Origin of the sequence: Devosia sp. Root685, from assembly GCF_001427875.1 — a bacterium.
In the GTDB taxonomy this organism is placed as follows: domain Bacteria; phylum Pseudomonadota; class Alphaproteobacteria; order Rhizobiales; family Devosiaceae; genus Devosia.
In genome coordinates, this window is sequence record NZ_LMHK01000002.1 from 941403 (window position 1) to 965826 (window position 24424).

18 protein-coding genes and 2 tRNA genes are annotated in these 24424 nt (G+C 60.8%); 9 read left to right on the forward strand and 11 right to left on the reverse strand.

Going from position 1 to position 24424, the window contains the following annotated elements:
- Positions 1-149 precede the first annotated feature (149 nt).
- Complete coding sequence (locus ASD83_RS12845; RefSeq protein ID WP_162249164.1) at positions 150-1631, forward strand: protein kinase domain-containing protein; 1482 nt, start codon at positions 150-152, stop codon at positions 1629-1631.
- Positions 1632-2243: 612 nt separating this feature from the next.
- Here the strand turns inward: ASD83_RS12845 and ASD83_RS12850 are convergent.
- The 6 genes from ASD83_RS12850 to ASD83_RS12875 all read right to left on the reverse strand — a co-directional run bounded on the left by ASD83_RS12850 (position 2244) and on the right by ASD83_RS12875 (position 11276).
- Positions 2244-4097 carry a UvrD-helicase domain-containing protein gene (locus ASD83_RS12850; protein WP_056311441.1) on the reverse strand — a complete coding sequence of 618 codons (1854 nt, stop codon included), beginning with the start codon at positions 4095-4097 and terminating at the stop codon, positions 2244-2246.
- An 849-nt stretch (positions 4098-4946) separates the two neighbouring features.
- Positions 4947-5021: transfer RNA gene (locus ASD83_RS12855), tRNA-Gln, on the reverse strand.
- Between the two features lie 389 nt (positions 5022-5410).
- Positions 5411-8200 (reverse strand): bifunctional aconitate hydratase 2/2-methylisocitrate dehydratase, encoded by a 2790-nt coding sequence (locus ASD83_RS12860; RefSeq protein WP_056311443.1) that lies wholly within the window; start codon positions 8198-8200, stop codon positions 5411-5413.
- 241 nt (positions 8201-8441) lie between these two features.
- Positions 8442-8518, reverse strand: a tRNA-Met gene (locus tag ASD83_RS12865).
- Positions 8519-8595: 77 nt separating this feature from the next.
- Positions 8596-10038: a UdgX family uracil-DNA binding protein gene (locus ASD83_RS12870; protein ID WP_056311445.1), complete on the reverse strand. Its 1443-nt coding sequence runs from the start codon at positions 10036-10038 to the stop codon at positions 8596-8598.
- Complete coding sequence (locus tag ASD83_RS12875) at positions 10038-11276, reverse strand: putative DNA modification/repair radical SAM protein (protein WP_056311447.1); 1239 nt, start codon at positions 11274-11276, stop codon at positions 10038-10040. The genes ASD83_RS12870 and ASD83_RS12875 overlap by 1 nt, the downstream gene beginning before the upstream one ends.
- 208 nt (positions 11277-11484) lie before the next feature.
- Between ASD83_RS12875 and ASD83_RS12880 the strand changes: the two genes are divergently transcribed.
- The gene (locus ASD83_RS12880) at positions 11485-12435 is read left to right on the forward strand and encodes a ring-cleaving dioxygenase (RefSeq protein WP_056311449.1); all 951 of its coding nucleotides are present in this window, start codon (positions 11485-11487) and stop codon (positions 12433-12435) included.
- 254 nt (positions 12436-12689) lie between these two features.
- On the opposite strand, the gene ASD83_RS12885 is transcribed toward ASD83_RS12880, so the two are convergent.
- Positions 12690-14735 carry a vWA domain-containing protein gene (locus tag ASD83_RS12885; protein ID WP_056311451.1) on the reverse strand — a complete coding sequence of 682 codons (2046 nt, stop codon included), beginning with the start codon at positions 14733-14735 and terminating at the stop codon, positions 12690-12692.
- On the reverse strand, positions 14732-15244 hold the full coding sequence (locus ASD83_RS12890; RefSeq protein WP_156385994.1) for an RNA polymerase sigma factor: 513 nt from the start codon (positions 15242-15244) through the stop codon (positions 14732-14734). Before ASD83_RS12890 ends, ASD83_RS12885 begins: the two co-directional genes overlap by 4 nt.
- Positions 15245-15393: 149 nt before the next feature.
- Between ASD83_RS12890 and ASD83_RS12895 the strand changes: the two genes are divergently transcribed.
- Both ASD83_RS12895 and ASD83_RS12900 read left to right on the forward strand, forming a co-directional pair.
- Positions 15394-15567, forward strand: coding sequence for a hypothetical protein (locus tag ASD83_RS12895; RefSeq protein WP_156385941.1), 174 nt, complete (start codon positions 15394-15396; stop codon positions 15565-15567).
- A 14-nt stretch (positions 15568-15581) separates the two neighbouring features.
- The gene (locus tag ASD83_RS12900) at positions 15582-15953 is read left to right on the forward strand and encodes a hypothetical protein (RefSeq protein WP_056311456.1); all 372 of its coding nucleotides are present in this window, start codon (positions 15582-15584) and stop codon (positions 15951-15953) included.
- Positions 15954-15980: 27 nt separating this feature from the next.
- Here ASD83_RS12900 and mnmA read toward each other — a convergent pair whose 3' ends face one another.
- Positions 15981-17132 (reverse strand): tRNA 2-thiouridine(34) synthase MnmA, encoded by a 1152-nt coding sequence (gene mnmA / locus ASD83_RS12905; protein ID WP_056311458.1) that lies wholly within the window; start codon positions 17130-17132, stop codon positions 15981-15983.
- Between the two features lie 283 nt (positions 17133-17415).
- On the opposite strand from mnmA, the gene ASD83_RS12910 reads away from it, so the two are divergent.
- Together ASD83_RS12910 and ASD83_RS12915 are read left to right on the forward strand one after the other, a co-directional pair.
- Complete coding sequence (locus ASD83_RS12910) at positions 17416-18864, forward strand: flagellar hook-length control protein FliK (RefSeq protein ID WP_056311460.1); 1449 nt, start codon at positions 17416-17418, stop codon at positions 18862-18864.
- Between the two features lie 12 nt (positions 18865-18876).
- Positions 18877-19563 (forward strand): flagellar hook assembly protein FlgD, encoded by a 687-nt coding sequence (locus ASD83_RS12915; RefSeq protein WP_056311462.1) that lies wholly within the window; start codon positions 18877-18879, stop codon positions 19561-19563.
- Positions 19564-19597: 34 nt separating this feature from the next.
- Here ASD83_RS12915 and ASD83_RS12920 read toward each other — a convergent pair whose 3' ends face one another.
- The gene (locus tag ASD83_RS12920) at positions 19598-20521 is read right to left on the reverse strand and encodes an SDR family oxidoreductase (RefSeq protein ID WP_056311463.1); all 924 of its coding nucleotides are present in this window, start codon (positions 20519-20521) and stop codon (positions 19598-19600) included.
- A gap of 83 nt (positions 20522-20604) precedes the next feature.
- Between ASD83_RS12920 and ASD83_RS12925 the strand changes: the two genes are divergently transcribed.
- Positions 20605-21201 (forward strand): TetR/AcrR family transcriptional regulator, encoded by a 597-nt coding sequence (locus ASD83_RS12925; RefSeq protein WP_056311464.1) that lies wholly within the window; start codon positions 20605-20607, stop codon positions 21199-21201.
- A gap of 130 nt (positions 21202-21331) precedes the next feature.
- Positions 21332-21610 (forward strand): DUF1153 domain-containing protein, encoded by a 279-nt coding sequence (locus ASD83_RS20700; RefSeq protein WP_035085775.1) that lies wholly within the window; start codon positions 21332-21334, stop codon positions 21608-21610.
- Between the two features lie 366 nt (positions 21611-21976).
- Here the strand turns inward: ASD83_RS20700 and ASD83_RS12935 are convergent, their stop codons facing one another.
- On the reverse strand, positions 21977-22597 hold the full coding sequence (locus ASD83_RS12935; protein ID WP_056311468.1) for a glutathione S-transferase family protein: 621 nt from the start codon (positions 22595-22597) through the stop codon (positions 21977-21979).
- A 151-nt stretch (positions 22598-22748) separates the two neighbouring features.
- Between ASD83_RS12935 and fliF the strand changes: the two genes are divergently transcribed.
- Complete coding sequence (fliF, locus tag ASD83_RS12940) at positions 22749-24401, forward strand: flagellar basal-body MS-ring/collar protein FliF (RefSeq protein WP_082561165.1); 1653 nt, start codon at positions 22749-22751, stop codon at positions 24399-24401.
- Positions 24402-24424 lie beyond the last annotated feature (23 nt).

The following is a 24424-nucleotide window of genomic DNA, read 5'->3' on the forward strand; positions in this document are numbered from 1 at the left end:
TATCCACGCAATCAGCAATTTTGCAATAGTGTATTTTCAATATTGCAGCAAACTCTTGTTCTTTGCGTGACTTCGTGCAATTTCTGGGGTGTCGCCCGCGGCGTAAACCAAGCTGCGGCCCCGCGTAACGATGTGCTATGGGTATGCATATGGCTGGCAAGAAGAAGTTTCCGCTCCCCGATCGCCTGGGCGATTGGGTTCTCGGCGAAAAGATAGCCTCGGGCGGCAATGCCGATGTCTTTCACGTTTGCAATTCCGTCGACGGACGAACCGCGGCGATCAAAGTCCTTAACCAACTGGGTAAGGAGCCGTACACCCGCTTTCAGAACGAGATAGCGGCACTGGGGCAACTCGATAAACTAGATGGCATCGTCCCGATGCTCGATCATCGTTTTCCGGACGATCCCAAGGCCAAGCCCTGGTACGTCATGCCCTTGGCTCAGGCGAGCGGCTCTTTCCTTTCCGGGAAAGACAGCAAGGCCGTGGTAGAAAGCTTTGTCCGTTTAGGAGAAACCCTGGGCGAACTGCACTCCCGCGGCATGGCTCACCGGGATATCAAGCCACAGAACATTCTGGCTTTAGGCGGCAGGCTCTGCTTCTCCGATTTCGGCTTGGTGAAGTATCCGGATTTGAGTCCCGTCACCCCCGATCGACGGGACGTCGGGGCAAAGTTCACAATGGCCCCCGAAATGAGGCGGCAGGCTGCGGCGGCGGACGGCCTTCCCGCAGACGTGTTCTCTTTCGCCAAGACATTGTGGATCTTCCTGTCACGGGACGAGCTGGGCTTTGACGGCCCGTATATCGCCTCGTCCCGGGTTGGCTTGAAGAACTTCCTCGGCGATCAATACACGACCGGCCTCGACGAGCTGATGTCGGAATGCACCGAACATGACCCCGCCGCCCGACCCTCCATCGCCGACGTCGTCACGCGATTGCGCGAATGGCTCAAGGTGATCGATGACTTCTTCCTGAGGAACCACCTGGAATGGCGCGAGTTCGCAACCCGGTTCTTCCCGATCCGCACGCCGTCGGAAGCGACATGGACGGATTTCGACGCCATGGTGGATGTGCTCGACCAGGTGGCCAAGGTGCCCAGCCTCAACCACATGTTCTTGCCCACTGGCGGGGGATTTACCCTTTTGGGGGCGAAACCTGCCGCCGAACCCGGCTTCATCGAGCTGGACGTCGATCTGACCATCCTGCTGAAACCGCGCAAGGTCAGCTACGTCTCGTTCGGCATGGACACCAAGTGGGATTATCTTCGGCTGGAGGCAGAACCGGTCAAGCCAACAGGGCACTACAAGGTCTCCGACGACTCGCTTCACGAGTACCTGTCCGAGCTCGGGCCGGGCAGATACGCCCATCCCGACGTTTGGGACCAAGGCCGGGAGGACGGACGTCCTCTACCCCGGGGCTCCAGGGGCGTGACGCGCTACCTTGGCGGGAGCTTTGTGTTCTTCAGTACTGCATCGCCCTACAATCGCGACCCTTCCACGTATGACGCGCGCCACCAGAAAATGTCCGAGTCGGGGTTCCGTGAGTACATAGAACGAAACGCCTCGAACTCCGCAGCAAAGGCAACCGAGAAAGCAGGAAGGGCTCTCACCGAGATCGGACAACCGTCCATATAGCGGTTGGCGTCAAGCGACCTAGCCGGGCCGCTCTATGCTTTTTGCACTCGGTCCTCGAAGTGCGTTCGCCTTGTCGAGATCAGTGATCGTCGCCTTGGTCGCCAGATGCGTGCTGCGGTAGACAGTGAACGCGACGAAATCCACGAGTTGAATAAGCGGGCCCACGCCTCTCGTGGTGGCGGCATCGAGTCCCGGGCCTTGAGAAGCAAGAGGAAGAACACGCGCCCGTCCCGCTCGGAGAGATCGATACCATCGGCGGTGAAGTCCCCGAGCCGGCATACTTGAGACAAAGAGCTAATGGCAGCTTTCAGGAATTCGAGATGCGGGTCCGAGCGACCGGAACGGGCGCCTTGCAGTTGGACAGCTGTTGACCTCATGGTGGTCGCTCATGCGACATCAGCCAGTGATAAGACCACCGCTGACGAAAACCATGAAGATGCTCGGGTTCAACGCGCCTAAAAGCATAATCTCCCCCACGAAACAAGCGTCGCCGCGGATATCGGCGAACTGGCTATTTCTCCAGCATCCGATACTCGATGCCCGTCCGGCACCAGGCGGAGCAGCGCCTGCGGACACCCGACCTGTCAGGTGTCGCAGGGGCCATGATCGCGATCATGCGAGGGCCGCCTCCGTCAGGATGTCTTCGTCCGGGAAGATGCCTGCGTCCCTGACCTTTCGCTCGGCCAGTGCCGGATCCGACGAGAAATAGACGACTACAAGGTCCTTCAAAGCCCGGGTGCAACAGACATAGAAGAGACGACGGGTACGTTCGACCGCAGTCTCCTTTCCTTCCTCCAGGTTCCTCAGGTCGGTCTTGGACGGAGGCTTCACGCCGAAATACTTGTCGTAGGAAAACTGGACATGGGTGCCCTCGTCATCGTCGAGGACGACCAAGACGCGTTCGAACTCGGCGCCTTTGATGCCTTGGTGGGTGGAGAACGGGGAAAGTTGCTGAGTGTATCTCCGGTACCCGAGGAACTGGCTGGCCGGGCAGGCCAGATACCGGTCCATGGCGAGGACCTCCCTGTCCGTGTCGTCCTGCTCGCCGTCTTCTTCTTCGTCCTCGGCATTTTCGTCGGCTTCGGGCTCGGCAACCGGCAGCCCGAGATAGGACGTCAGCCGAGGGTCGAGCGACATGAGGCCCTCGGTATGGACGTGAAGAAGCACGTCCCTGACCGTAGCCTTTTCGTCCGACATCAACCTATCGAGCTCCAGCACCGCTTTGCGCAGGGCGGCGAGCAGTTCCGCCGCCGTTGTCCGGGCCAAAGCCGAACGCTCCAGTAGCGGACTGTAACTGCGGAGCAGCGACATGACTGCGAATTCTTGGCCCAACGATATCGCCTCGACGACCGGAAGAACGAACTTATCGAACGGCTTGAGGGGCCAGGCGGTGGCGTCTAGGAAACCGTTGGCGAAGGCTGCGGGCGCTTTGTCGTTCATCGAGGCGTAAAGTTCTCCGAACCCCAGCCGATTGGCCGCCATGCGATGCACGATCACCAGCAGCTTGTAGTCCGCTTCCTGGCCGTCGCCCCAAGCGGGATCGTCCACTTTCCCGGCCATGAAATGTCTGACCGCTGCCAGTCTCCGGTCACGCCCGTCGCCTGCTGGGAGGACGAAGATGCGCGCCGAGCCCTCCACGGGCTCCCGGAGACCGGTCGTCTGGTTCAGTTCCGAGCGCCCCCCGGTCTGTACCAAGTCGTCACCATCGCGGCGTATCGCGTTGGCGACTGCCAGCACCCTGGTGGGGCACCGGAAGTTCTCCTCTTTCGGGATCGTCTCCCAACCTTCCTCGATATCGATCGCACCTGTCCCGGTCGGATAGATCCGCTGCATCGGATCGCCGAAGAATCCCAGGCAGAAGTCGGCACCCGCTTGCAGCGCTACTGCCTTGAGTGCGGCGACGACCGCCGGTTGAGTGTCCTGGCTCTCGTCAACGAAAACGATCGGGAATTGCTGGGCCAGCAATGTACGGAAAAGGGGGCGTTCCGCCAGGAAGTACGTGGCCATGCGGATGATGTCGTCGTGGCCGAGGACGCCTTTCGGGTAGTCGCTGCCGGTGCCGTAGGTGAAGCCTTGCACCTTCTCTACAGCCGGGAGCGAGCTCTCGTAACGCTCGATGTCGAGCCTGTTCTTGTCCCTTGTGCGTTGCTGGACCGTCGGACCGAATTCGGCTGCGGCCTGAAGCAGCTCGGCGATGCGCTCCTCGATCCGGTGTAGCACCCAAGCCTTGATGTCGGCCTGGAACGACCTTGTGATCGACCAGAGGAAACTATGGATGGTTGAGACGTGGATCAGGGGATCGTTGCCGACATCGGCCCAAATCTCGGCTGCGGCAATTTCGGTGTACGTGATGCAGGCAACCCGTCGCCGGCTACGCTTGAGTTCCTTGCCGCGCACCTTGATCGCGGCGTCGAGCGCTACTGGCAAGGGCGAACGCTTGCCTGGCAGTTGGATGTTCAGGGTCATGAGACCTCCTTGGTTGTGCACTCAGACGCGAGAACAAGCCTCTGCCCTTGACTAAACGAATCAGTCAATGCAGTATTGTTTTGCGCTTTTTGGTGCGTTTGAAAGAACTAGGTGGAGGCCTTGGCCTGTGAAACGGGCCTCCATTTAGTTTCCATGTATTCCTCCTCAGAAAACAACGATCATCATCGCGGCTAAAAATCGCCGACAACACGATACTGTCTGATTCCTTCTAAAGTGAACATACCATATTATTCGATAATCCTTTGATTTTTCCCGTAATTATCTATCCTTCACTTGAGAATACTCTAACCTTTAGAGCAGCAAACTTCCAAGGATTCAGGCGATGACTATCCTTGGTGGCGAAGGATAGATGGACCTGAGGTCGTGCCTAGGGTCATCAACTCTCAGTCGAAAGTTCGGGCCTAGGGCCAAGTCTCGTTGCCGCTGGATTGAAATTCCCCGGGCGCGAACTTCCCCACCCCCGGTTTGAAGAATTCGAAATGCCGGAGTTGATGAGGCCTCGACGCGGACACCCGCCCCAACCGTCAGCTGTGAACTCCATCCCTCCAGGACGCATTCCGGGTCATAACGCCGGTGGGAGGTTTTCGGGCCAGGATTGAGAGCGAGGTGTGAGGGGCACTGGAGCCAAACGCTCAACAAGATCCCAAAATGCCGCCCAAAGCCAAGTCGACGCAAGAAAACCAGAAATCTGAGTGGTCCTGATCCGACGGACCGGTCCGATCCATAGCGCGGCCAAAAATTGGGATCGAAGTCGACCGGCGCCGTCAGCGTCGCAGTCTTAAGGCGCAATCGTCGCAGTTATTCGCGGTGCGGACAACGCACAATCATTGGCTGGGGTGCTAGGATTCGAACCTAGGAATGCCGGTACCAAAAACCGGTGCCTTACCACTTGGCGACACCCCAACTGGCGCGGTTCCTACACCGTTTGCCGGGGTCGTGCAACACGGCTTGTGAAAGCTGAGCGGGAGGTTGAAAACCAGCGAGCCGATCTGGCCTTGGGCGAGCAAAAAGCTCATGTTTCGTGGTACTTAGCTATTCAGATGCGCCACTCGTACTCAGGGGATAAAGCGAGAGGTCCAATGTTGGGATCGCCGCTTCTTCGCGTGCGCCCGGCGTAGAATTATAGCTAAGCCGCTCTATGGCGATGGCGGGACAAATCGGGACGTCCGGATTCGGTCGACGCGGCGGCGGCCCTACCCGGCACTTAACCCGATTGGCGAGCGAAGCTTTCGGCGCCATTCCGGCCCGAGCATAGGAATGCCCGGGCCGGATGGGACGGTGATGGGCGCGCTCTAGAAATGGACCGACTTGGAATCAATCGGGGTCACGTTCGGCGGAGCGAACTTGGTCAGATCGATCCCTTCCACGGCGGCCTTATATTCCGCGGTGCTCGGGGTGCGGCCAAGAATGGCCGACAGCACCACGACCGGGGTCGAGGCGAGGAGGGATTCGCCCTTCTTTTCGGCGGTGTCTTCGACAACGCGGCCCTGGAAGAGGCGGGTCGAGGTGGCGAGAACGGTGTCGCCCTTTTCGGCCTTTTCCTGGTTGCCCATGCAGAGATTGCAGCCCGGACGTTCGAGATAGAGAATGTTCTCGTATTCCGTGCGGTTGGCGGTCTTGGGCTTGAGGTCATCGAACTCGAAGCCGGAATAGCGCTGGAGGATTTCCCAGTCGCCTTCGGCCTTCAGCTCATCGATGATGTTGTAGGTCGGGGCGGCGACGACGAGCGGGGCTTTGAACTCGACCTTGCCTTCGGCCTTTTCGATGTTTTTCAGCATCTGGGCGACGATCTTCATGTCGCCCTTGTGCACCATGCATGAGCCGACAAAGCCCAGGTCCACCTTCTTGGTGCCGCCATAGTAGGAAACAGGGCGGATGGTATCGTGGGTGTAGCGGCGCGAGATGTCGGAATTGTTGACGTCCGGATCGGCGATCATCGGCTCGTCGATCAGGTCGAGATCGACGACGACTTCGGCAAAATATTTCGCATTGGCATCAGGCGCCAAAGCCGGTTTTTCGCCCGAGCGGATTTCGGCGATGCGGCGATCGGCCTTGTCGATCAGGCCCTTAATCGTCTGAGCGGCATTGTCCATGCCCTTGTCGATCATGATCTGCATGCGCGACTTGGCGATTTCGAGGGACTCGATCAGCGTCGCGTCTTCGGAAATGCAGATCGACGCCTTGGCCTTCATTTCGGCCGTCCAGTCGGTGAAGGTAAAAGCCTGATCGGCGAGCAGGGTGCCGATGTGGACTTCGATGATGCGGCCCTGGAAGACGTTGTCGCCATGCTGCTGCAGCATCTGCGCCTGGGTGGCATGCACCACGTCGCGGAAATCCATATGGGGCTGCATTTTGCCCTTGAACGTCACCTTGACCGATTGCGGGATCGGCATGGTGGCTTCCCCGGTAGCCAGGGCCAGAGCCACGGTGCCGGAATCGGCGCCGAAGGCGACGCCCTTAGACATGCGGGTGTGGCTATCGCCACCGATGATGATGTCCCAGTCGTCCACGGTGATGTCGTTGAGGACCTTGTGGATCACGTCGGTCATGGCGTGATAGCCGCCCTTGGGATCGCGCGCCGTGATCACGCCAAAGTTGTTCATGAAGGCCATGAGTTTTGGAATGTTGGCCTGGGCCTTCTTGTCCCAGACCGATGCCGTGTGGCAGCCCGACTGATAGGCGCCATCGACCAGCGGCGAAATGACGGTGGCCGCCATCGCTTCGAGTTCCTGGGCGGTCATCAGGCCCGTCGTGTCCTGCGACCCGACGATATTCACCGTGACGCGAACGTCCGAGCCGGCATGAAGGACCTTGCCCGGCGTGACGCCGACGGCGTTGCGGTTGAAAATCTTTTCGACCGCGGTGAGGCCCTGGCCTTCGTTCGAGATTTCCTTGTTCGGGGCAAAGACCTGCGGGGCGGTGACGCCGAGAGTCTGGGCGGCAAACGTTTGCAGCTTCTTGCCGAAGACGATGGCGTAGGACGAGCCGGCCTTCATGAACTCCACCTTTTGCGGGGTGAAGGCAGAAGCGATATCGACCAGTTCCTTGCCGTTCTCGTCGCGCAGCGTCTTGGTCTTGGCGTCGATCTTGAGGACAGTGCCGGTCTCGACCGAGTATTTCTGTTCGAGGATCGGATTGCCCTCGTTGTTGAGGATCGGCTTGCCGTCCTCGCCTAGCTTTTTGACCCAGTTCTTGAGGTTGAGACCGATGCCGCCGGTCACATCGACCGTGGTGGCGAAAATCGGGGAAATGCCATTGGTGCCGGCAACGATCGGCGCATAGTTGACGAAAGGCACATAGGGGCTGGCCGGCTTGCCGGTCCAAAGCGCCACATTGTTGACGCCCGACATGCGCGAGGAGCCCACGCCCATCGTGCCCTTTTCGGCGATCATCATCACGTGCTTGTCGGGATGCTGCTTTTGCAGCGCGACGATTTCCTGCTGCGCGGCCGGGGTGATCATGCACTGGCCATGCAGTTCACGATCGGCGCGCGAATGGGCCTGATTGCCGGGGGACAGCAGGTCGGTCGAGATATCGCCCTCGGCGGCGACGAAGGTGACAACCTTGATCTCGTCGGCGACTTCGGGAAGTTTTGTGAAAAATTCGGCCTTGGCGTAGCTTTCGAGCACGTCCCTGGCGACGGCATTGCCGGCCTTATAGGCATCGCGCAGCCGGAACATGTCGGCGTCATAAAGGAAGACCTGGGTCTTGAGCACATCGCCGGCCTGGCTTGCGATCGCAGCATCATTGCCGAGGGCGACATCGAGCAGCACTTCGACCGAGGGGCCGCCCTTCATATGCGACAGGAGTTCGAGCGCGAAGGCGGGCGTGATTTCGGAGACGATGGCTTCGCCGAGGATAATTTCCTTGAGGAACGCGGCCTTGACGCCCGCGGCGCTCGTGGTTCCCGGCAACGTGTTGTAAATAAAGAATTTTAGCGCATCCGCGCGATGCTCGTTTCCGCCATCCCGGATGATGGCGATGATTTCGCCGGTGAGGCCGCCGGCATCGATCGGCTTGGGTGCCAGACCTTGATTAGCTCTGCTTTCGATTTCGGCCAGGTAATCTGAGTAGAGGGTCATCGCGATCTCAACATCGTGGGGGGTGCGGCGGTGATAGCCAGCGCCGGAAAAAGGGACTGTTTGTGCTCAGGTCATACGAGGTTCAGCGCCCGCGTGCCAAGGCCGGCCGCGAACCTAATGCATCTGGGCAAAAAAAGTATTTCCGATTCAGCAAGGAGCGGTCGAAAAATAGCAACGCTCAGAATTGTCCAGCCGCAGAGCCGGCAGGCAAACGCTAAAGCGTTAAATTTTCTGAGAAATTTGGTAGCGAAGCCCAGATTCGAACTGGGGACACACGGATTATGATTCCGTTGCTCTAACCAACTGAGCTACTCCGCCCCAAAGGGCCCGACCTGCGTCGATGGCGCCTTACTAGGATTGACGGACCGTGTCTGTCAAGAGTTGCGGCAAACGGGTCATGATTTTTCCAGACGTTGCATGTGCGTATGGATCAGGGCGAGGTCCTCCTGGAATTTCTGGCGCTCGCGAGCCTTGGTTTCCGGGTCGGGAATGCGGAGCAGATAGGAGGGGTGGTTTGTTATATAGAGCACCGAACCATCCGCAAGATCGATCGGCTGGCCACGCATGCGCGAGATGGAAACCGCTTTTCCGACAAGGCTTTGTGCCGCCGTGGCACCCAGGGCAACGACGATCCTGGGCTTGACGAATTCGCGTTCGAGATTGAGCCAGAAGCGGCAGGCCTGGATTTCGCCGGCATTGGGCTTCTGGTGAATGCGTCTTTTGCCACGCGGGATAAATTTGAAGTGTTTCACCGCATTGGTGACATAGAGACGACTGCGGTCGATGCCGGCGTTTTTGATAGCGTCGTCAAAGACTTGCCCCGCGGGACCAACAAAGGGGCGCCCGGCCAAATCTTCCTGGTCGCCCGGTTGTTCACCAACGAACATGACCTCCGCTGCTTTCGGCCCCTCGCCGAAGACAGCCTGCGTCGCATGTTCGTAAAGCGGGCATCGGCGGCAGTTGTCGATTGCCACGGCGGCATCGGCAAGTGATTGAATTGGCTGACTTTCTTCCTCGATTACGCGCGCTTTCTGGCGCATGTGACGAGCCGGAGGCTGGGTGGTGGCGCGAGCGATCATGTCTTGCTCCATTTGCCGTGCATTGCGGATCAAGGGAGCAATGCGGTCGGCTTCGGGGAGGTTGCGCCAGTATTTGACCGGCATTTCCGATTTCATCATCGCGACCTTGAGGCGGGCCGGGTTGAAGATCGCGCCGTAGTAGGTGCGCCAATCATCCTCCACTGCGTCTTCGGTGGGGATATCTTTTTTGCTGCCGCCCGGGCCAAAGTGCAAATTCTCTTTGTCCCATAAGGCGCTAGCATATGGGGTAATGATGCCCCAATGCATGCCGGCAAAGCGGCGCGTGAAGAAAGGTGCGGTGGATTCGAGGGTAAAGTGTTCGGGTTCGAACCAGGCGATATAGCGCTCATCACCATTCTGGTGGACGGCGCGAAAGCGCACGAAAGCCTTCATCTTGTGAGCATCGCGATGTACCCCCGAGGCCATTCGGGTTAGCAGACTGTTAACACCATCGGCAGCGTTATCGAGAATGCGTCTATCATCCTGTAGCCGCCAGAGAAGATGATAGAGCAGCGCGAAACGCTGCGGGTCGGAATGCTGGATCACATCGCCGGCCAGCTCGATGAATTGGCGCGGTACGGAGCCGATCGGACCATCGGTATTGGGCAACATGTCGTCGCCGGCTTCAAAGAGGCCACTCTCTTCCGAACCCACCCGCCAGACGACTTGCGACGGCTTCATGCCGGCAATGAGGAGACGCCGCGCCTTGCCGCGCCACTCTTCGAAGTCATTGGGGCGTTCGAGCCGAACCGATAGCATCAGAAAAGCTCCAGCTGCTTTGGGGGTGGCGCTAATTTCTGCCTGAGGCGCAGATCGTCGGTGAGACCGCGAGGCGTCCAGTCGGCAGCGGCGATGAAGGGGCGCACCTTGTCGATGGAAGCGGTGAGCCTTGAGACATCAGCCAGGGTCAGACGATGGTGCCGGCGCGAAGAGAGGACACGATCGACGCCGCTGACGCCGAGACCGGGCACACGCAGCAGCAATTCCCGATCGGCGCGGTTGACGTCCACGGGGAAGCTGGCGCGATGTTTGAGCGCCCAGGCAAGTTTTGGATCGATCGACAGATCAAGATGACCGCCCTCCCCGCCTGCGACGATTTCGGGAACGTCGAAACCATAAAAGCGGATGAGCCAATCGGCCTGGTAGAGGCGATGCTCGCGCATGAGCGGCGGTGGGGCGAGCGGCAGGCGCGAGGATGCGTCGGGAATGGGAGAGAAGGCGGAATAATAGACCCGCTTGAGCCGATAGCCCGAATAGAGCCCGGCAGCGCGTGTGAGGATGGCGGCATCATCTGCCTTGTCGGCGCCGATAATCATCTGGGTCGATTGACCGGCCGGCGCAAATTTTTCCGGCTTTGCCTTGCCCGGCTTTTTCTCTTCGGTGGTTTCATCGAGTTTGCCGCGCAGGCGCGCCATGGCGGTGCGTATTTCGGCGGGACGTTTTTCCGGCGCGAACTGTTCGAGCGCCGTGTCGGTGGGCAGTTCGATATTGGTGGAGAGCCGATCGGCCCAGCGGCCGGCTTCGGCCAAAAGCTCGGGCGCGGCATTGGGAATGATTTTGAGGTGGATATATCCGGCAAAAAGATGGGTTTCGCGCAGGGTGCGGGCAACGCGCACCATCTGCTCCATCGTATAGTCGGGCGTGCGGATGATGCCCGAAGAGAGAAAAAGCCCCTCTATATAGTTGCGCTTATAGAAGTCGAGCGTCAGGCGAACGACCTCTTCGGCGGAAAATCGCGCCCGCTCGACATTGGACGAGGAGCGGTTGATGCAATAGGCGCAGTCGTAAATGCAGAAATTGGTCAGCAGAAGTTTTAAGAGCGAAATGCAGCGACCGTCGGGCGCATAGGAATGGCAGATGCCGCTACCTTCGGTCGAGCCGATGCCGCCCGACCTGCTGCTGTCGCGTTTTTCCGAACCACTCGAAGCGCAGGACGCGTCATATTTTGCCGCATCGGCGAGAATGGCGAGTTTTCGAGTGAGGGTAAGAGCGACCATTTGTTCATCCTTTGTTCTAAACAAATAGGTCAAGTCGTGCCCCGGCGCATGTCAAAAAGACATGAGCGCGAGATTCGTGAACGCCCGGACGTTCGTTCAATAAACGACACCAGTGCGTTGCAATTGTATCGCTGGGAATAGCGGGTGGGCTCGCTTACATTCCAATTCGAACACGGCGGCAGACGCCGCGATATTGGGAGTTTTGGAAATGACCCTGGAACTTGGCGGCATCCACCACCTGACCGCTGTGACCGCGGACGCACCGCGCAATCTTAAATTCTATACCGAGACGCTGGGGATGCGCCTGATCAAGAAGACGGTGAACCAGGACGACACCTCGGCCTATCACCTGTTTTATGGTGACGGCGTCGCTTCGCCCGGCGCGGATCTGACCTTCTTCGATTTCCCCACCATGCGCGAACAGCGCGGCAACCACACGGTGGGCCGCACGGGTCTGCGCGTCGATAGCGAGGAAACGCTGCAATGGTGGAAGGAGCATCTTGAAGCGAGCAAGGTTTCCACCAGCGGCATCAAGGAACGTTTTGGCCATGTGTCGCTCGATTTCGAGGATTTTGAAGGCCAGCGTTTTCGGTTGGTTGTCGATGGCACCAACAAGGTGATCCCATGGGCCAAGTCGCCGCTGCCGGCCGACAAGCAGATCATCGGGCTTGGGCCGATCACCCTGTCGGTGCCGAAACTGGAGCCGACGGACAGCATGCTGACCCGCGTGATGAACATGCGGCAGGTGCGGCACTATCCGGCGCGCGAACGCGGCGGGGAAACCTTTGTTTATGAAATGGGTCCGGGTGGTCCCAGTGCGGAACTGCATGTCTCGGTCGATCCGAGCCTGCCGCGGGCGCGGCCCGGCGCCGGGGGTGTGCACCATGTCGCCTTCCGCACGCCGGACGAGAATTCGCTGCGCGAATGGATCGAACGGGTGAACAGCTTTGGCATTCGCTCTTCGGGCGAAGTGGAGCGGTTTTATTTCACCTCGCTCTACTTCCGGGAGCCGAACGGCGTGCTGTTTGAGATCGCCACCGACGTGCCGGGTTTTGCCGCTGATGAGCCGATGGAAACGCTGGGCGAAAAACTATCGCTGCCCCCGTTCCTTGAAAGCCAGCGGGCGAACATCGAGGCTGGGTTGAAGCCGCTGGTTTAAGAAGAGCGCACGCTAATGAAGTAGCCTCATGGTGAGGTGCCCCGGGCTTCGCCCGGGGCCTCGAACCACGGGGCGTGGCACACTGGTTGAGGTGCCACGCCCCCGTCCTTCGAGGCTACGCTACGCTTCGCACCTCAGGATGAGGGCTACTTATGGTGGGATGCCATTTGATATCCCTCACCCGGCTGAAGGCCCCCTCACCCGGCCCTATGGGCCGACCTCTCCCCCAAAGGGAGAGGTGGGTGGCTCACAATCTACTTTGCGTCTGGCTCCAGCATGGCGGCGTCCTGCACCAGCCGGATGAATTCGGCGCGGTAGCCGCTTTCGTCTGTGCCGCGGCTGGCTTTGGCGAGTGCGAGGATTTCGGCCCAGGTCATGTCGGTGCCATAGACGCTGCCTTTGAGCTTTTGGCCGAAGGCGGCGACGGCGGTGGCGAACTGGGCGTCAATACCGGCCGCCGCGATGTCGTCATAGGTGACTTCGGGGGTAACGGGCTGCTCGATCAACTGACTGACGCTTTCGCCGGGCAGCTTGTAGCGCATTTTCAAAAACGCGATTTCGTCGCTGCCGCCGGTCGTGGCCTCGCTATTGCCATAGCGCAGGGGATCGACCTGGCCTGACCCCGCCGGGGTGATTTCATAAAGCGCGGTGACCGTGTGACCGGCGCCGATATCGCCGGCATCCACCGCGTCATTGTTGAAATCTTCGCGTTCCAGATGCCGGGTTTCGTAGCCGATGAGCCGATATTCCGACACCAGAGCGGGGTTGAACTCGACCTGGATTTTGACGTCCTGGGCAATGGTATGGAGCGTGCCGCCGACTTCCTCGACCAGCACCTTTTTGGCTTCGGCGAAGTTGGAAATGTAGCTGGCATTGCCATTGCCGTTCTGGGCGAGGGCCTGCATGGTCGCATCGTCGAGATTGCCGCGGCCGAAGCCGAGCACCGAGAGGCTGATCCCCGACTGGCGCTTCTTGGCGATGAACTGTTTTAAGGCATCAGGATCATCGATGCCGACATTGAAGTCGCCATCGGTGGCAAGGATGACGCGATTGGTGCCGGAGGTCTTGCCCTCTTCGGCGAGGCGATAGGCAAGCTCGATACCATCGGCGCCGGCCGTCGAGCCCCCTGCCCCCAATTCATCGAGCGCTGAAAGGATTTTGGCCTTTTCATTCGCCTTGGTCGGATCGAGAACGACACCGGCCGAACCGGCATAGGCGACGATCGAGACCGTATCATCATCCGAAAGCTGATCGAGCAGCAGCGCGAAGGAGCGCTTGAGGAGCGGCAGCTTGTCGGGCTCGTCCATCGAACCGGATGTATCGATGAGGAAAACGAGATTGCTCGGCGCGATCGCTTCGGCTGGCGGCTCATAGCCACGAATGCCGATCGAAAGGATCTGCGTCTTGGCGTTCCATGGCGTCGGGAAGACTTTCAGGGTCGGCTGGAAGGGCACCGTGGCGCTGGGGGCGGCGGGATAATCATAGGGGAAATAATTGATCAGCTCCTCGATGCGCACGGCATCGGGCTCGGGGAGATAGCCGTCTTCAAGCATGCGCCTGACATAGGAATAGCTGGCGGTATCGACATCGATGGAGAAAGTGGACACTGGTTCTTCGGCGGCGATTTTGAGGCGCTGCTCGTCAAAGCTGGTGAACTGATCCCCGCTCGGCTGGGGCGCCATGCGGCTCGCTTCATCGGCGAAAACGCTCTGCTGCTTGGCAAGGCCCCCAGCGGGCGCGCCATAAGCCTCGTTCTGGACAGCCGAGAGCGATTGCGTAATCGCCGGGGCGGGCGCCGGCATGGTGGAGGGCGGCACGGCCATGCGCATTTCGGGCGCGGCTTCGCTTTCGAGCAGCATGGGTTCGGGGGCGGCGATGGCGTCGCTATCGGCAGCGGCCGGAGCCTGCTGCACGGCGATTTCGGCGACCTCGTTGCGCGCCCGAGCCGAACCCGGATCGGTGGCGGGCGCGGAAATTTGCGGGCGCGGGACCGGATTGACCGAGGTCATCGCCGTCGTCGAATAGAGTTGATAGCCGAGCGGCAGCAAAAGGAGGGCGACGGCCGCAGTGCCAACGGGAATGCGCATGTCCATGATCGAAAATCCTTTGAAGATCGACGTGATGGACATGTGACGGCGGCGGCGATCCGATCCTTGGGTTTCGGACGCGGTTTTTTTTGCCTCGGTCTCGGCAAAGGCAGCGCGAGCGGCGGCGAGCGCGGCGGCCTTGGCCCCGGCACGCGGCGGCGGCACTGCTGTATTGCCAAGATTTTCGAACGGATCGGGGCGGTGATCGGTCATAGGAGCCCCCTCAAGGTCTTGCGGGCTTCGTGGACGTGAAAGGAAACGGTGGCCTCCTTGATCCCCATGATCTCGGCGGCCTTGGCGTGGCTCAATTCTTCGGCATAAACGAGCAGCACGGCATCGCGCTGCTTTTCAGGAAGGGTGCGGACCGCCGACCAGAGCTGGCTGCTGGTTGCAGCGTCTTCTTGGGCCGGCGGTTCCTCGGTGGGGACGATTTCGGCATAGGCATCGACATGGGCGCCGCGGCGGCGGCCGGCGCGTTGCCAATCGCGCACCATATTGAGCGTGATACGATAGACCCAGCTCGAAAAGGCGCTGCGGCCATCGAAGGATTTGAGCGCGGCCCCGAGGCGCACGCAGACATCCTGCGCGATGTCTTCGGCATCGTGCCCATTGCCACACCAGCGCCAGGCGGTGCGGTAGATGCGCTCATATTGGTCTTCGATCAGCTCGGCAAAAGCCTCGGCATCGCCATTCTGGGCGCGCCGAACCAGCGCCTCGGTCAAGGCGGCCATTGGATCGGATATGGATGCGGCAGTCAGTCCCACCAATCGTGCCTGCACAGAAAGCCTCTTTGCAGCTAGTTTAGCTTTAAGACGCCGGTGCCGCTGCAATCCTTTGGTCGTCGCGGAAATTTTTCTGTATGGAGACGAGCATGTCCGAAAGCCCCTTCAAGCTCAACCGCACGCGTATCTTCATCCTCGCCATGGGGGCGCTGGTGGTGCTGATCGGCATTTCGATGATGATGGGCGGGCTGGGATCGTATCAGGAACTGCGCGAAGCCGCGAACGCGGCGCGGGAGCCGGTGGCGGAACCGGCGGGGCAGTAGGGCCCGGCGCTCAAATGACGATTAGCGCCAAGAAATTCGTTTCGGATATCGCCGACAATTTCGAGGCTCTGCGGCCCGAATTCGAGGCAAGTCTTAGGGATAATTTTGGGGAAATAATTCCGCACCTCATTATGGCGGATTATTGCAGGGCAGTAATTTCGGCCGATCCAGGTTCCACATGGGTAAGAGAGTTTCTATCCACTCTCGAAGAGAATTTCTCCGACTCGGAGGACGATGAGGTCAGCAACGCCATTGCTGTCTCGTTCGTTGAGCATCTTCCTCAATCAAACGAGAATCATGGCGTCGTGCCGATGTTGGGAAGAAAACTGCGGAACCAATACGAAGCCATCATGACGGTAGATGGCCCCCGGCCTGCGCCGGGGTGACATCCTGTGTCGGGTATGAGGAGGTGCTCAGGCCACCAAAGCCTGTGGCACTGCTTCGGCGATAAACCCGCCGCCCAGCACTTCGGCCGTCTGGCTGTCGTCGGCGTAAAAGACGCAGGCCTGGCCCGGCGAGATGCCGTATTCGCCGGTGACGAGGGTGACGAAAACCTCGCCGTTCTGCATCTGGATGACGGCGGGCTGGGGGCCGCGGGTGGAGCGGACCTTTACTTCGACCGGGGCGCCATTGCCGGCGCTGGCTTCGGCGAGGGGCGTGGCCCCGAGCCAATTGACATTGCGGAGCCTTACGGTGTGCGTCTTGAGGGCTTCGCGGGGGCCGACGATGACGCGGCCGGCGCGGTGGTCGAGCTTGACCACATAGAGCGGTTCGCCGGCGGCGACGCCGAGGCCTTTGCGCTGGCCGATGGTGTAATTGACGATGCCTTCATGGGTACCAAGCACGCGGCCATCGAGATGGACGATCTCGCCCGTGGCCAGAGCCTCGGGGTGCATCTTGCGGATGATGTCGGCATATTTGCCCTGCGGCACGAAGCAGATGTCCTGGCTGTCGTGCTTTTCGGCGATTTCGAGACCGAATTCGCGGGCGAGTTCGCGCACCCCCGGCTTGCTGAGGCCGCCGAGGGGGAAGCGCAGGAAATCGAGCTGGTCCTGGGTGGTCGCGAAGAGGAAATAGGTCTGGTCACGGTCTGAATCCACCGGGCGAAACAGCTGGCGGCGGCCGTCTTCGAGAAGGCGGGTCTGCACATAGTGGCCGGTGGCGAGGACGTCGGCGCCGAGGTCGCGGGCGACGGTCATCAGGTCGACGAATTTGACCGACTGGTTGCAGGCAATGCAGGGGACCGGGGTTTCGCCCTGCTGATAGGCATTGGCGAAGGGCTCGATCACCGAGGCTTTGAAGCGCTCTTCATAGTCGAGCACATAGTGCGGAATACCGAGCTTGGCGGCAACGCGGCGGGCGTCATGAATGTCCTGCCCGGCGCAGCACGCCCCCTTGCGATGCGTGGCTTCGCCATGATCGTAAAGCTGCAGGGTGACGCCGATGACTTCATAGCCCTCTCGGGCGAGAACACCGGCAACGACGGAGGAATCGACGCCCCCGGACATGGCGACAACAACGCGCGTGTCCTCGGGACGCTTGGCGATATCAAGCGAATTCAACATGTCTTTCCAATCCGGATGGGTTCAAGGGCCAACGGATAAGTGTAAGGGCGCGTCATACCGCCATTGGGCCATTCTGGCAATTGCCCAGCCCGGCAGGAATTGCCGGGTTGAGGGGCCAAACTGGCCCGAAGGGCATCGGAGACCGGGCGGGCGGCGTGGGGATGAGGGAGGGTTTTATGAGCCTAGAGGCCTGAAAACAAAGGGGTTTGAAAGGGCCGAAAGAACTTGGCAAGGCGCTTGCATTGTCCGGCAGGAGTTCTTTCGTGTTTGAAGAGGCGCAATCGTGGCTTCACAGCTGGTAAATCTTCTGGTCTCGACCGTGAGCGCGGCCGTCAAGCCCGCGCTGCCGGCCCCGGCGAAATCCGCCGAGCGGAACGACGACCAGTTCGCGCGCCTCCTCGACAGCCCGCCTGCGAGCCCCAAGCGCGACGAGGCGCCGGCGGCCAAGGACAATACGGCAAGCGCCGACAACAAGCCGGCAAACACCGACGCCGGCGCGAAGTCCGCTAGCGATGCCAACGCAAAGCCCGCCAACGACGCCACCGAGACGGCGGCAGCCGCCCCGGCTGAGACCGCCAAGGACGACGAAACCAGCGAAGGCACCGGCACCACATCGCTGGCCGATGCATTGCTGGCCGCACTCGCCGCGCTCGGGCTGAACGGGGAAGCAACGAAGGGCAAAGGCGAGGGTGATCTCGCCGATCCGGCGGCGCTCAAAGATATCAAGGACGCGATCGGCGAACTGTCGCAGATGCTGGGTGTGGATGTCGCCACGCTGATGCAGCAATTGGCCGCGCTCGCCAAGAACGTTGCCGCCGAGGGTGGAGGCGAGGTCGAACTTGCCGCCAAGCTCAATGGCTGGCTCGGTGAGCGCCTTGGCGCAGCCGGCGTGACGCTCGATGCCAATGTCGAAGCGAGCCTTGCCAAACTGATGAACGGGCTCGGCGATTTCGCCAAGGCCATTCCGGCCGAGCCGAAACTGGCCTCGGCCCAGCTGAAACTGCCCGAGCCGGTACTGGCGGCCAAGATGGCAGTGACCGAGCCCAAGCTTGAGATTGCGGAGCCCGAACTCAAGGTCGAGCCGCAAAGCCTTGAACGCAAGGCGGAGGCAAAGCCGGTCGAGCCGGGCGATGCCGGCCAGAACAAGGCGCCCGTGCAGCAGGCCGCGCGGCAGAATGGTCCTCAGGACAACACTCTCAACCTGACCCCGACAGCGGCCGCCGCGGCCCAGGCCGATACGCCCCCCCAGATCGATGCGGCAACGACGCCGCGCGTGGTGCAGACCGGCTATCAGACGAGCCAGCAGCAATTGAACCTGCCCCAGATCGCCTTCGAGCTGTCGCGTCAGGTGGGCGACGGCAATACGCGCTTCCAGATCCGGCTCGACCCGGCCGAGCTTGGGCGCATCGACGTCAAACTCGATATCGACAAAAATGGTCAGGTGCATGCGCGGCTGACGGTCGAAAAGGCGGAAACGCTCGACCTGATGCAGCGCGACCAGCGGGCGCTGGAAAAGGCCCTGCAGCAAGCGGGCCTTGATCAGAACAAGACCAATCTCGAATTCTCGCTCAAGCAGAACCCTTTCGCCGGTGATCAGAACCAGCGGCAGGGCGAGGAGCGCAGTGGGTCGGGCAGCGGCCAGGATAGCCAAGAGGAGACAGAAGTCTCCGCCCCCGCCATTACCCTTTATCGCGGCGCGCTCCAGGCGAGCGGGCTCAATATCCTGGCATAAGGACGTTTTACCATGGTCGACGGCATATCCAATTCGTCCGCTACGAATAACAGCTCGCTCAACTCTTCACGCCAGACGCTCGCGCAGAACTTTGACACCTTCCTCTCGATCCTGACGACGCAGCTCAAGAACCAGAACCCGCTCGACCCGCTCGATACCAATCAGTTCACCCAGCAGCTCGTGCAGTTCACCGGCGTCGAGCAGCAGCTCAAGACCAATACCTTCCTTGAAAGCCTCCTTGCCTCGACCCAGACCGCCGGCCGCATGGACGCTGTGAGCTATATCGGCAAGCAGGTGACCGTTTCGGGCAAGACGACCCAGCTCACCGGCACCCACGCCATGTGGGGCTACAATGCCGAGGCCAATGTCGCCAACGCCACGATCACCATCAAGAACGCGCAGGGCAATGTCGTCTACACCCAGTCGGGCTCGCTCAACATGGGCGCCGGCACCTTCGCCTGGGACGGCATCTCGTCGGACGGCCAGCCGCAGCCCGATGGCCTTTATACGATGAGCATCGACGGCACGAACCTGTCGGGCAAAACGGTCAAGGTCACGACCTCCGCCATCGGTATCGTCAGCGCCGTCGACTTCTCGAGCGGCACGCCCATGGTCACCGTCGGCGCAGCCAAGGTGCCGCTGAGCGATATTTCGGAAGTGCGCATTCCCGACGCGCCGGCGACCCCCGATAAGGCCTGATGCAGGGTGGCGGAGGCGTCCCGGCGCATACGCGTCAGGCCTCCGCCGCGATCTTGAGCCCGGCCAATTGCTCGGACACCTGCCAGAGGCGACGGGCGACGGAGGGATCGGTTGCCCGGTCCGGGATTTTGGAGAGGGCCGGATAGCCACGCGTTTCACTGAGGGCATGGGGTCCATAATAGGCGCCCGGTGCTGCATCCTCGGCGGTCGCGGCAAACAGCGTTGGCAAGGCGCCCTGCGCTGCCGGCTGGAACAAAAACCACATGGCGGAGCGCGCCGCGCTCATCAGGCTGCCCCGGCCGGGCGCATTGTGCAAAAGCTCGGTGCGCGAAACACCGGGATGGGCGGCAATGCTGGTCATGCCCCAGCCTTCCGCCGTGCTGCGGCGCTGCAGCTCGAACGCGAATATCAGGCAGGCGAGCTTGGATTGGCTATAGGCCCGCATGGGGATATAGGTCTTGCGACTTTGCATGTCCTCGAAATCAATCCGTCCCTGTCGCGCGGCAACGCTGGAGAGGCTGATGACACGAGGCTGCTTCCCGCGCCGCAGCAGCGGCACCAAATGCGCCGTGAGTGCGAAATGCCCGAGATAATTGGTGCCGAACTGCAATTCGAAACCATCGGCGGTTTCCTGCCGTTCAGGCGGCACCATGACGCCCGCATTGTTGATGAGGAGATCGAGGCTTTCCAACTGGCCGCCGAGGCGCCTGGCGAAATCCTCGACGGACCTGAGGCTGGCAAGGTCAAGGCTTTCGAAGCGCACCGGGGCACCCGGCACGGCCTCGCGGATGCGGGCGACGGCCTCGGCGCCCTTTTGCGCATTGCGGCCGGCGAGAATGACATCGGCCCCGGCCCGCGCCAGAGCCAGCGCATCCTCATAGCCAAGGCCGCCCGTGCCGGTGACGACGGCCGACCGGCCCTGTTGCGGCGGAATATCTGCTTCAACCCACTTTTTCATCAGTCTCGACCCTTCTTGCATTTATGCACTCAGTGCAAAAATATATATTGCACCCAGTGCAGAAATTTCAAGAGGTCTGCGCAATGACCACGCCAGATGACGCCGGAGGTGTGCGGGAGAAGAAGCGGCGAGAGACGCGGCAGCGCATCGTCGAAGCGGGCCTGGGGCTCTTCAAGGCCAATGGCTATGAAGCGACGACGCTCGACGCCATCGCCGCTGCGGCGGGCATTTCGCGCCGCACCTTCTTTCACTATTTCAAGTCCAAGGACGAAATACTGATCTCGATGCAGGCCGGGCTCGGGGAGCAATTGTCGGCAGCGATCGGCAGGGAACCTGCCGAAAAGTGCCCGCTTACCGCCCTGCGCGATGCCATGCTGGGCCTTGTCACGCCCTACGCTCCCGCCGAGCTGCTTGTTATCGACAAGCTGATGCGCTCGAGCGAGATCGTGCAGGCCCGCAAGCAGGCGAGCTATATAAGGGATGAAGCCTTGGTGCTTTCGGCCTTGCGCGAACACTGGCCCGGTGAACCCGAACCGCAGATGCGGCTCCTTGCCAGCTTTGCCATCGCGACCGTCCGCCTCTCGCTCGATAGCTTCAGCCGCGAGGAGGGAAGGCGCTCGCTCGCCACGCTCGTCGAGGAAAGCTTTGAGGCACTGGAGCAGCTCACCCAGCGCAGATGAAGTCCCGATGACGGTTCAATTGATTGATTTTCCGTCGTATTCTTAACTGGTTGTAAGTTTCCTTTTAGCGGTATCTTAAGGTCAACGGCCTACTCTTCCTCGCATATGGTCAGGTTGAGTAGAGAGTAAAATGACCGTACAGATGCGTCCTCGCGTAAAGTACGTTATCGGTCCGGACGGCAGCCCGCTCACTATTGCGGATCTGCCTCCAGCCAACACCCGACGTTGGGTAATTCGCCGCAAGGCGGAAGTCGTTGCTGCCGTGCGTGGTGGTCTCCTGAGCCTCGAAGAGGCTTGTGAACGCTACACGCTCAGCGTCGATGAATTCCTCAACTGGCAGGCTGCCATCGACAAGCATGGCCTTGCCGGTCTGCGGACGACCTGGATTCAGCACTACCGAGAGGGCTGAATCCCGGTTCACCACTAGAGCGTAGCCCCCACGGCCCGAGGCCCTGGGGGTTTTGCGCGTTTTGGAGGCTGTTTCCAGCCAAGGGCGGAAGGCGGTAACACCCCCTCCCATCCTCCCCCATCAAGGGGGAGGTGTTGCATCGAGTGTGTGGCACGATCTAGCCAAAGTCGCTGGCCCAGCACCTCCCCCTTGATGGGGGAGGTTGGGAGGGGGTGCGGGAGCCACCATCACCCTGTCATCCCGCGAAAAGCGGACTTCCGCTTTCGTGGCGAAGGTAGGGATCTCCGTTTCAAAACAAGGATTCCCGCTTTCGCGGGAATGACACCGTGGGTTGGCTGCCTCCGACCGCTCCCGACGCCCAAAAAGCTACACCATATCGTCCGGCATCCAGCGAATGCCGGCGGGGCGCTGCTTGATCCGTTCGTAATAGGCCTGGGCGTGCGGCATGGGCTTGTGATCGAAGGGGGCGACGAACCAGCGGTGGATCGAGAGGGCGAGAACGATATCGGCGATGCTGAATTCGTCGCCGGCAATGAAGGCGTTGCCCTTGGCAAGTTCGGCTTCGAGCAGATCCATGCGCCTCGTCCAGGTGGCGATTGATTCGGCAATTTTTGCCTGGTCGTCATAGCCGGGCGTCTTGCGGGCCAGGGCGTGGACCGCATATCCCCAGGGCGGGTTCAGTTCGGTTGCCTGCCAGATAAACCACTGCAAGGCGAGGCCAAGGGCCCGCGGCGCCTGGGGCAGGAGGGCCGAACGGGTCTGGGCAAGGTAGACCAGAATGGCATTGCTCTCCCAAAATGCACTGCCGTCATCCTCGATGAAGACCGGCACCTGGGCATTGGGATTAAGCGCCAGGAACTGCGGCTCCCGGGGGTCGCGCAGCGGCAGGCCCCAGTCCTCGCGCTCATAGGAAATTCCCAATTCGTCCAGTGCCCACAGCACTTTGCGCACATTGATCGAGGTCACCCGACCTAAAACTCGAACCATCTTCAACCCCGGAATCGAACTAGGCAGTTTTTGCCTGATTTTTCGTTTTTGGGCGAGAGGTTAAGACATTGTTTACCATCTGGTGGGTAATTTTTGCCCAGCGGTCGACGGGGGCTCCGACGATTGCACTTGATCAAACTCGAGTGGCAGCGTGGAAAGTCTAACTACTCTCATCAACCGCATCGGCATGCCCCGCATCGCCGCGATGGCGACGGTTGCCGTCCTCATCATGGGCTTCTTCGTTTTCCTGATGATGCGGGCGCAGACCCCGAACCTCTCCCCGCTCTATAGCGGGCTCAGCCTCGAAGATTCGTCCGCCATCATCTCCCAGCTCGAAACCGCCAATGTTCCCTTCCAACTGCGCGGGGACGGCGACACCATTCTCGTGCCGCGCGACCAGATCACCACGCTGCGGATGAACCTCGCCGGTGAAGGCCTGCCGACCCGTGGCCAGGTCGGCTACGAAATCTTCGACCAGCAATCGACGCTCGGCGCCACGAGCTTTGTCCAGAACATCAACAATGTTCGCGCCCTCGAAGGCGAACTGGCCCGCACCATTGCCTCGCTCGCCCGCATCAAGGGCGCTCGCGTCCATCTCGTCCTGCCCGAGCGCGAACTTTTTCGTCGCGAACGCAAGGACCCCTCGGCTTCGATCGTGCTGTCGGTGCGCGGCGCGCTCTCGAACGGGGAAATCCGCGCTATCCAGCATCTCGTGGCCTCGGCCATCGAGGGCCTGAGCCCCCAGCGCGTTTCGATCGTCGATGATGCCGGCAATCTGCTGGCTTCGGGCACCGAGGATGACGGTATCGGCGCCATGGCCGGCCAGGCAGAGGAGCGCTCGCTGGCCTTCGAAAACCGCATCCGCACCCGTGTCGAAGACATGCTGGCCAATGTGGTCGGCGCTGGCCGGGCCCGCGTCGAAATCTCGGCCGAGATGGATTTCAACCGCTCGACCGTGACCCAAGAAACCTTCGACCCCGAAGGCCAGGTCGTCCGCTCGACCCAGACCCGCGAGGCCCAGAACCAGTCCGGGGCAGCCGCAGGCCAGGTGACCGTCGCCAACGAACTGCCAGGGGCCAGCGGCAATGGCGCCAGCAACGGCAATACCGAACAGGGCAATTCGACCGAGGAAGTCGTCAATTACGAGATTTCCAAGAAAACCCAGACGGCTGTGACCGAAGCGGGCGCGCTCAAGCGCCTGTCGGTCGCCGTGGTGGTCGATGGCACCTATGCCGACGATGGCGCGGGCAACATGACCTATACGGCGCGCTCGGCTGACGAAATCGCCCAGATCCTGACGCTGGTCCGCTCGGCAGTCGGTTATTCGGCCGAACGCGGCGACAATGTCGAAGTCGTCAACATGCAGTTCGCCGAGCGTCCCGAACTGGCGCCCCCCGGCACCGACCAGGCTGGCGGCCTTCTCGACTTCACCCGCGACGACCTGATGAATGGCGCCGAGATGGCGGTGACCCTGCTCATCGCGCTGGCCCTGCTGTTCTTCGTGCTGCGTCCGCTGCTGAAGAAAGTGATCAGCCCCGAGCCCGAACCGCTGGCCCTGCCGGCCGCCGTGGAACTGGGCCAGGGCACGACGCTCGATGCGGAAGGCAATGTCATCACCTCGATCACCGGCGACCCGATGAGCGATGCGGCCCGCGCGGCGCTCGCCAATCACGACTGGATCGAGGATGCCAAGGCGCTCGGCGAACAGCAGCTTCAGCAGCTCAAATCCGTCGGTTCGCTCGTCGAAGAAAACCCCAAGCAGGCAGCGCTGATCGTGCGCGGCTGGCTCTCCAACGCAGCGTGATCTGACATGGCACTCGTCTCCCA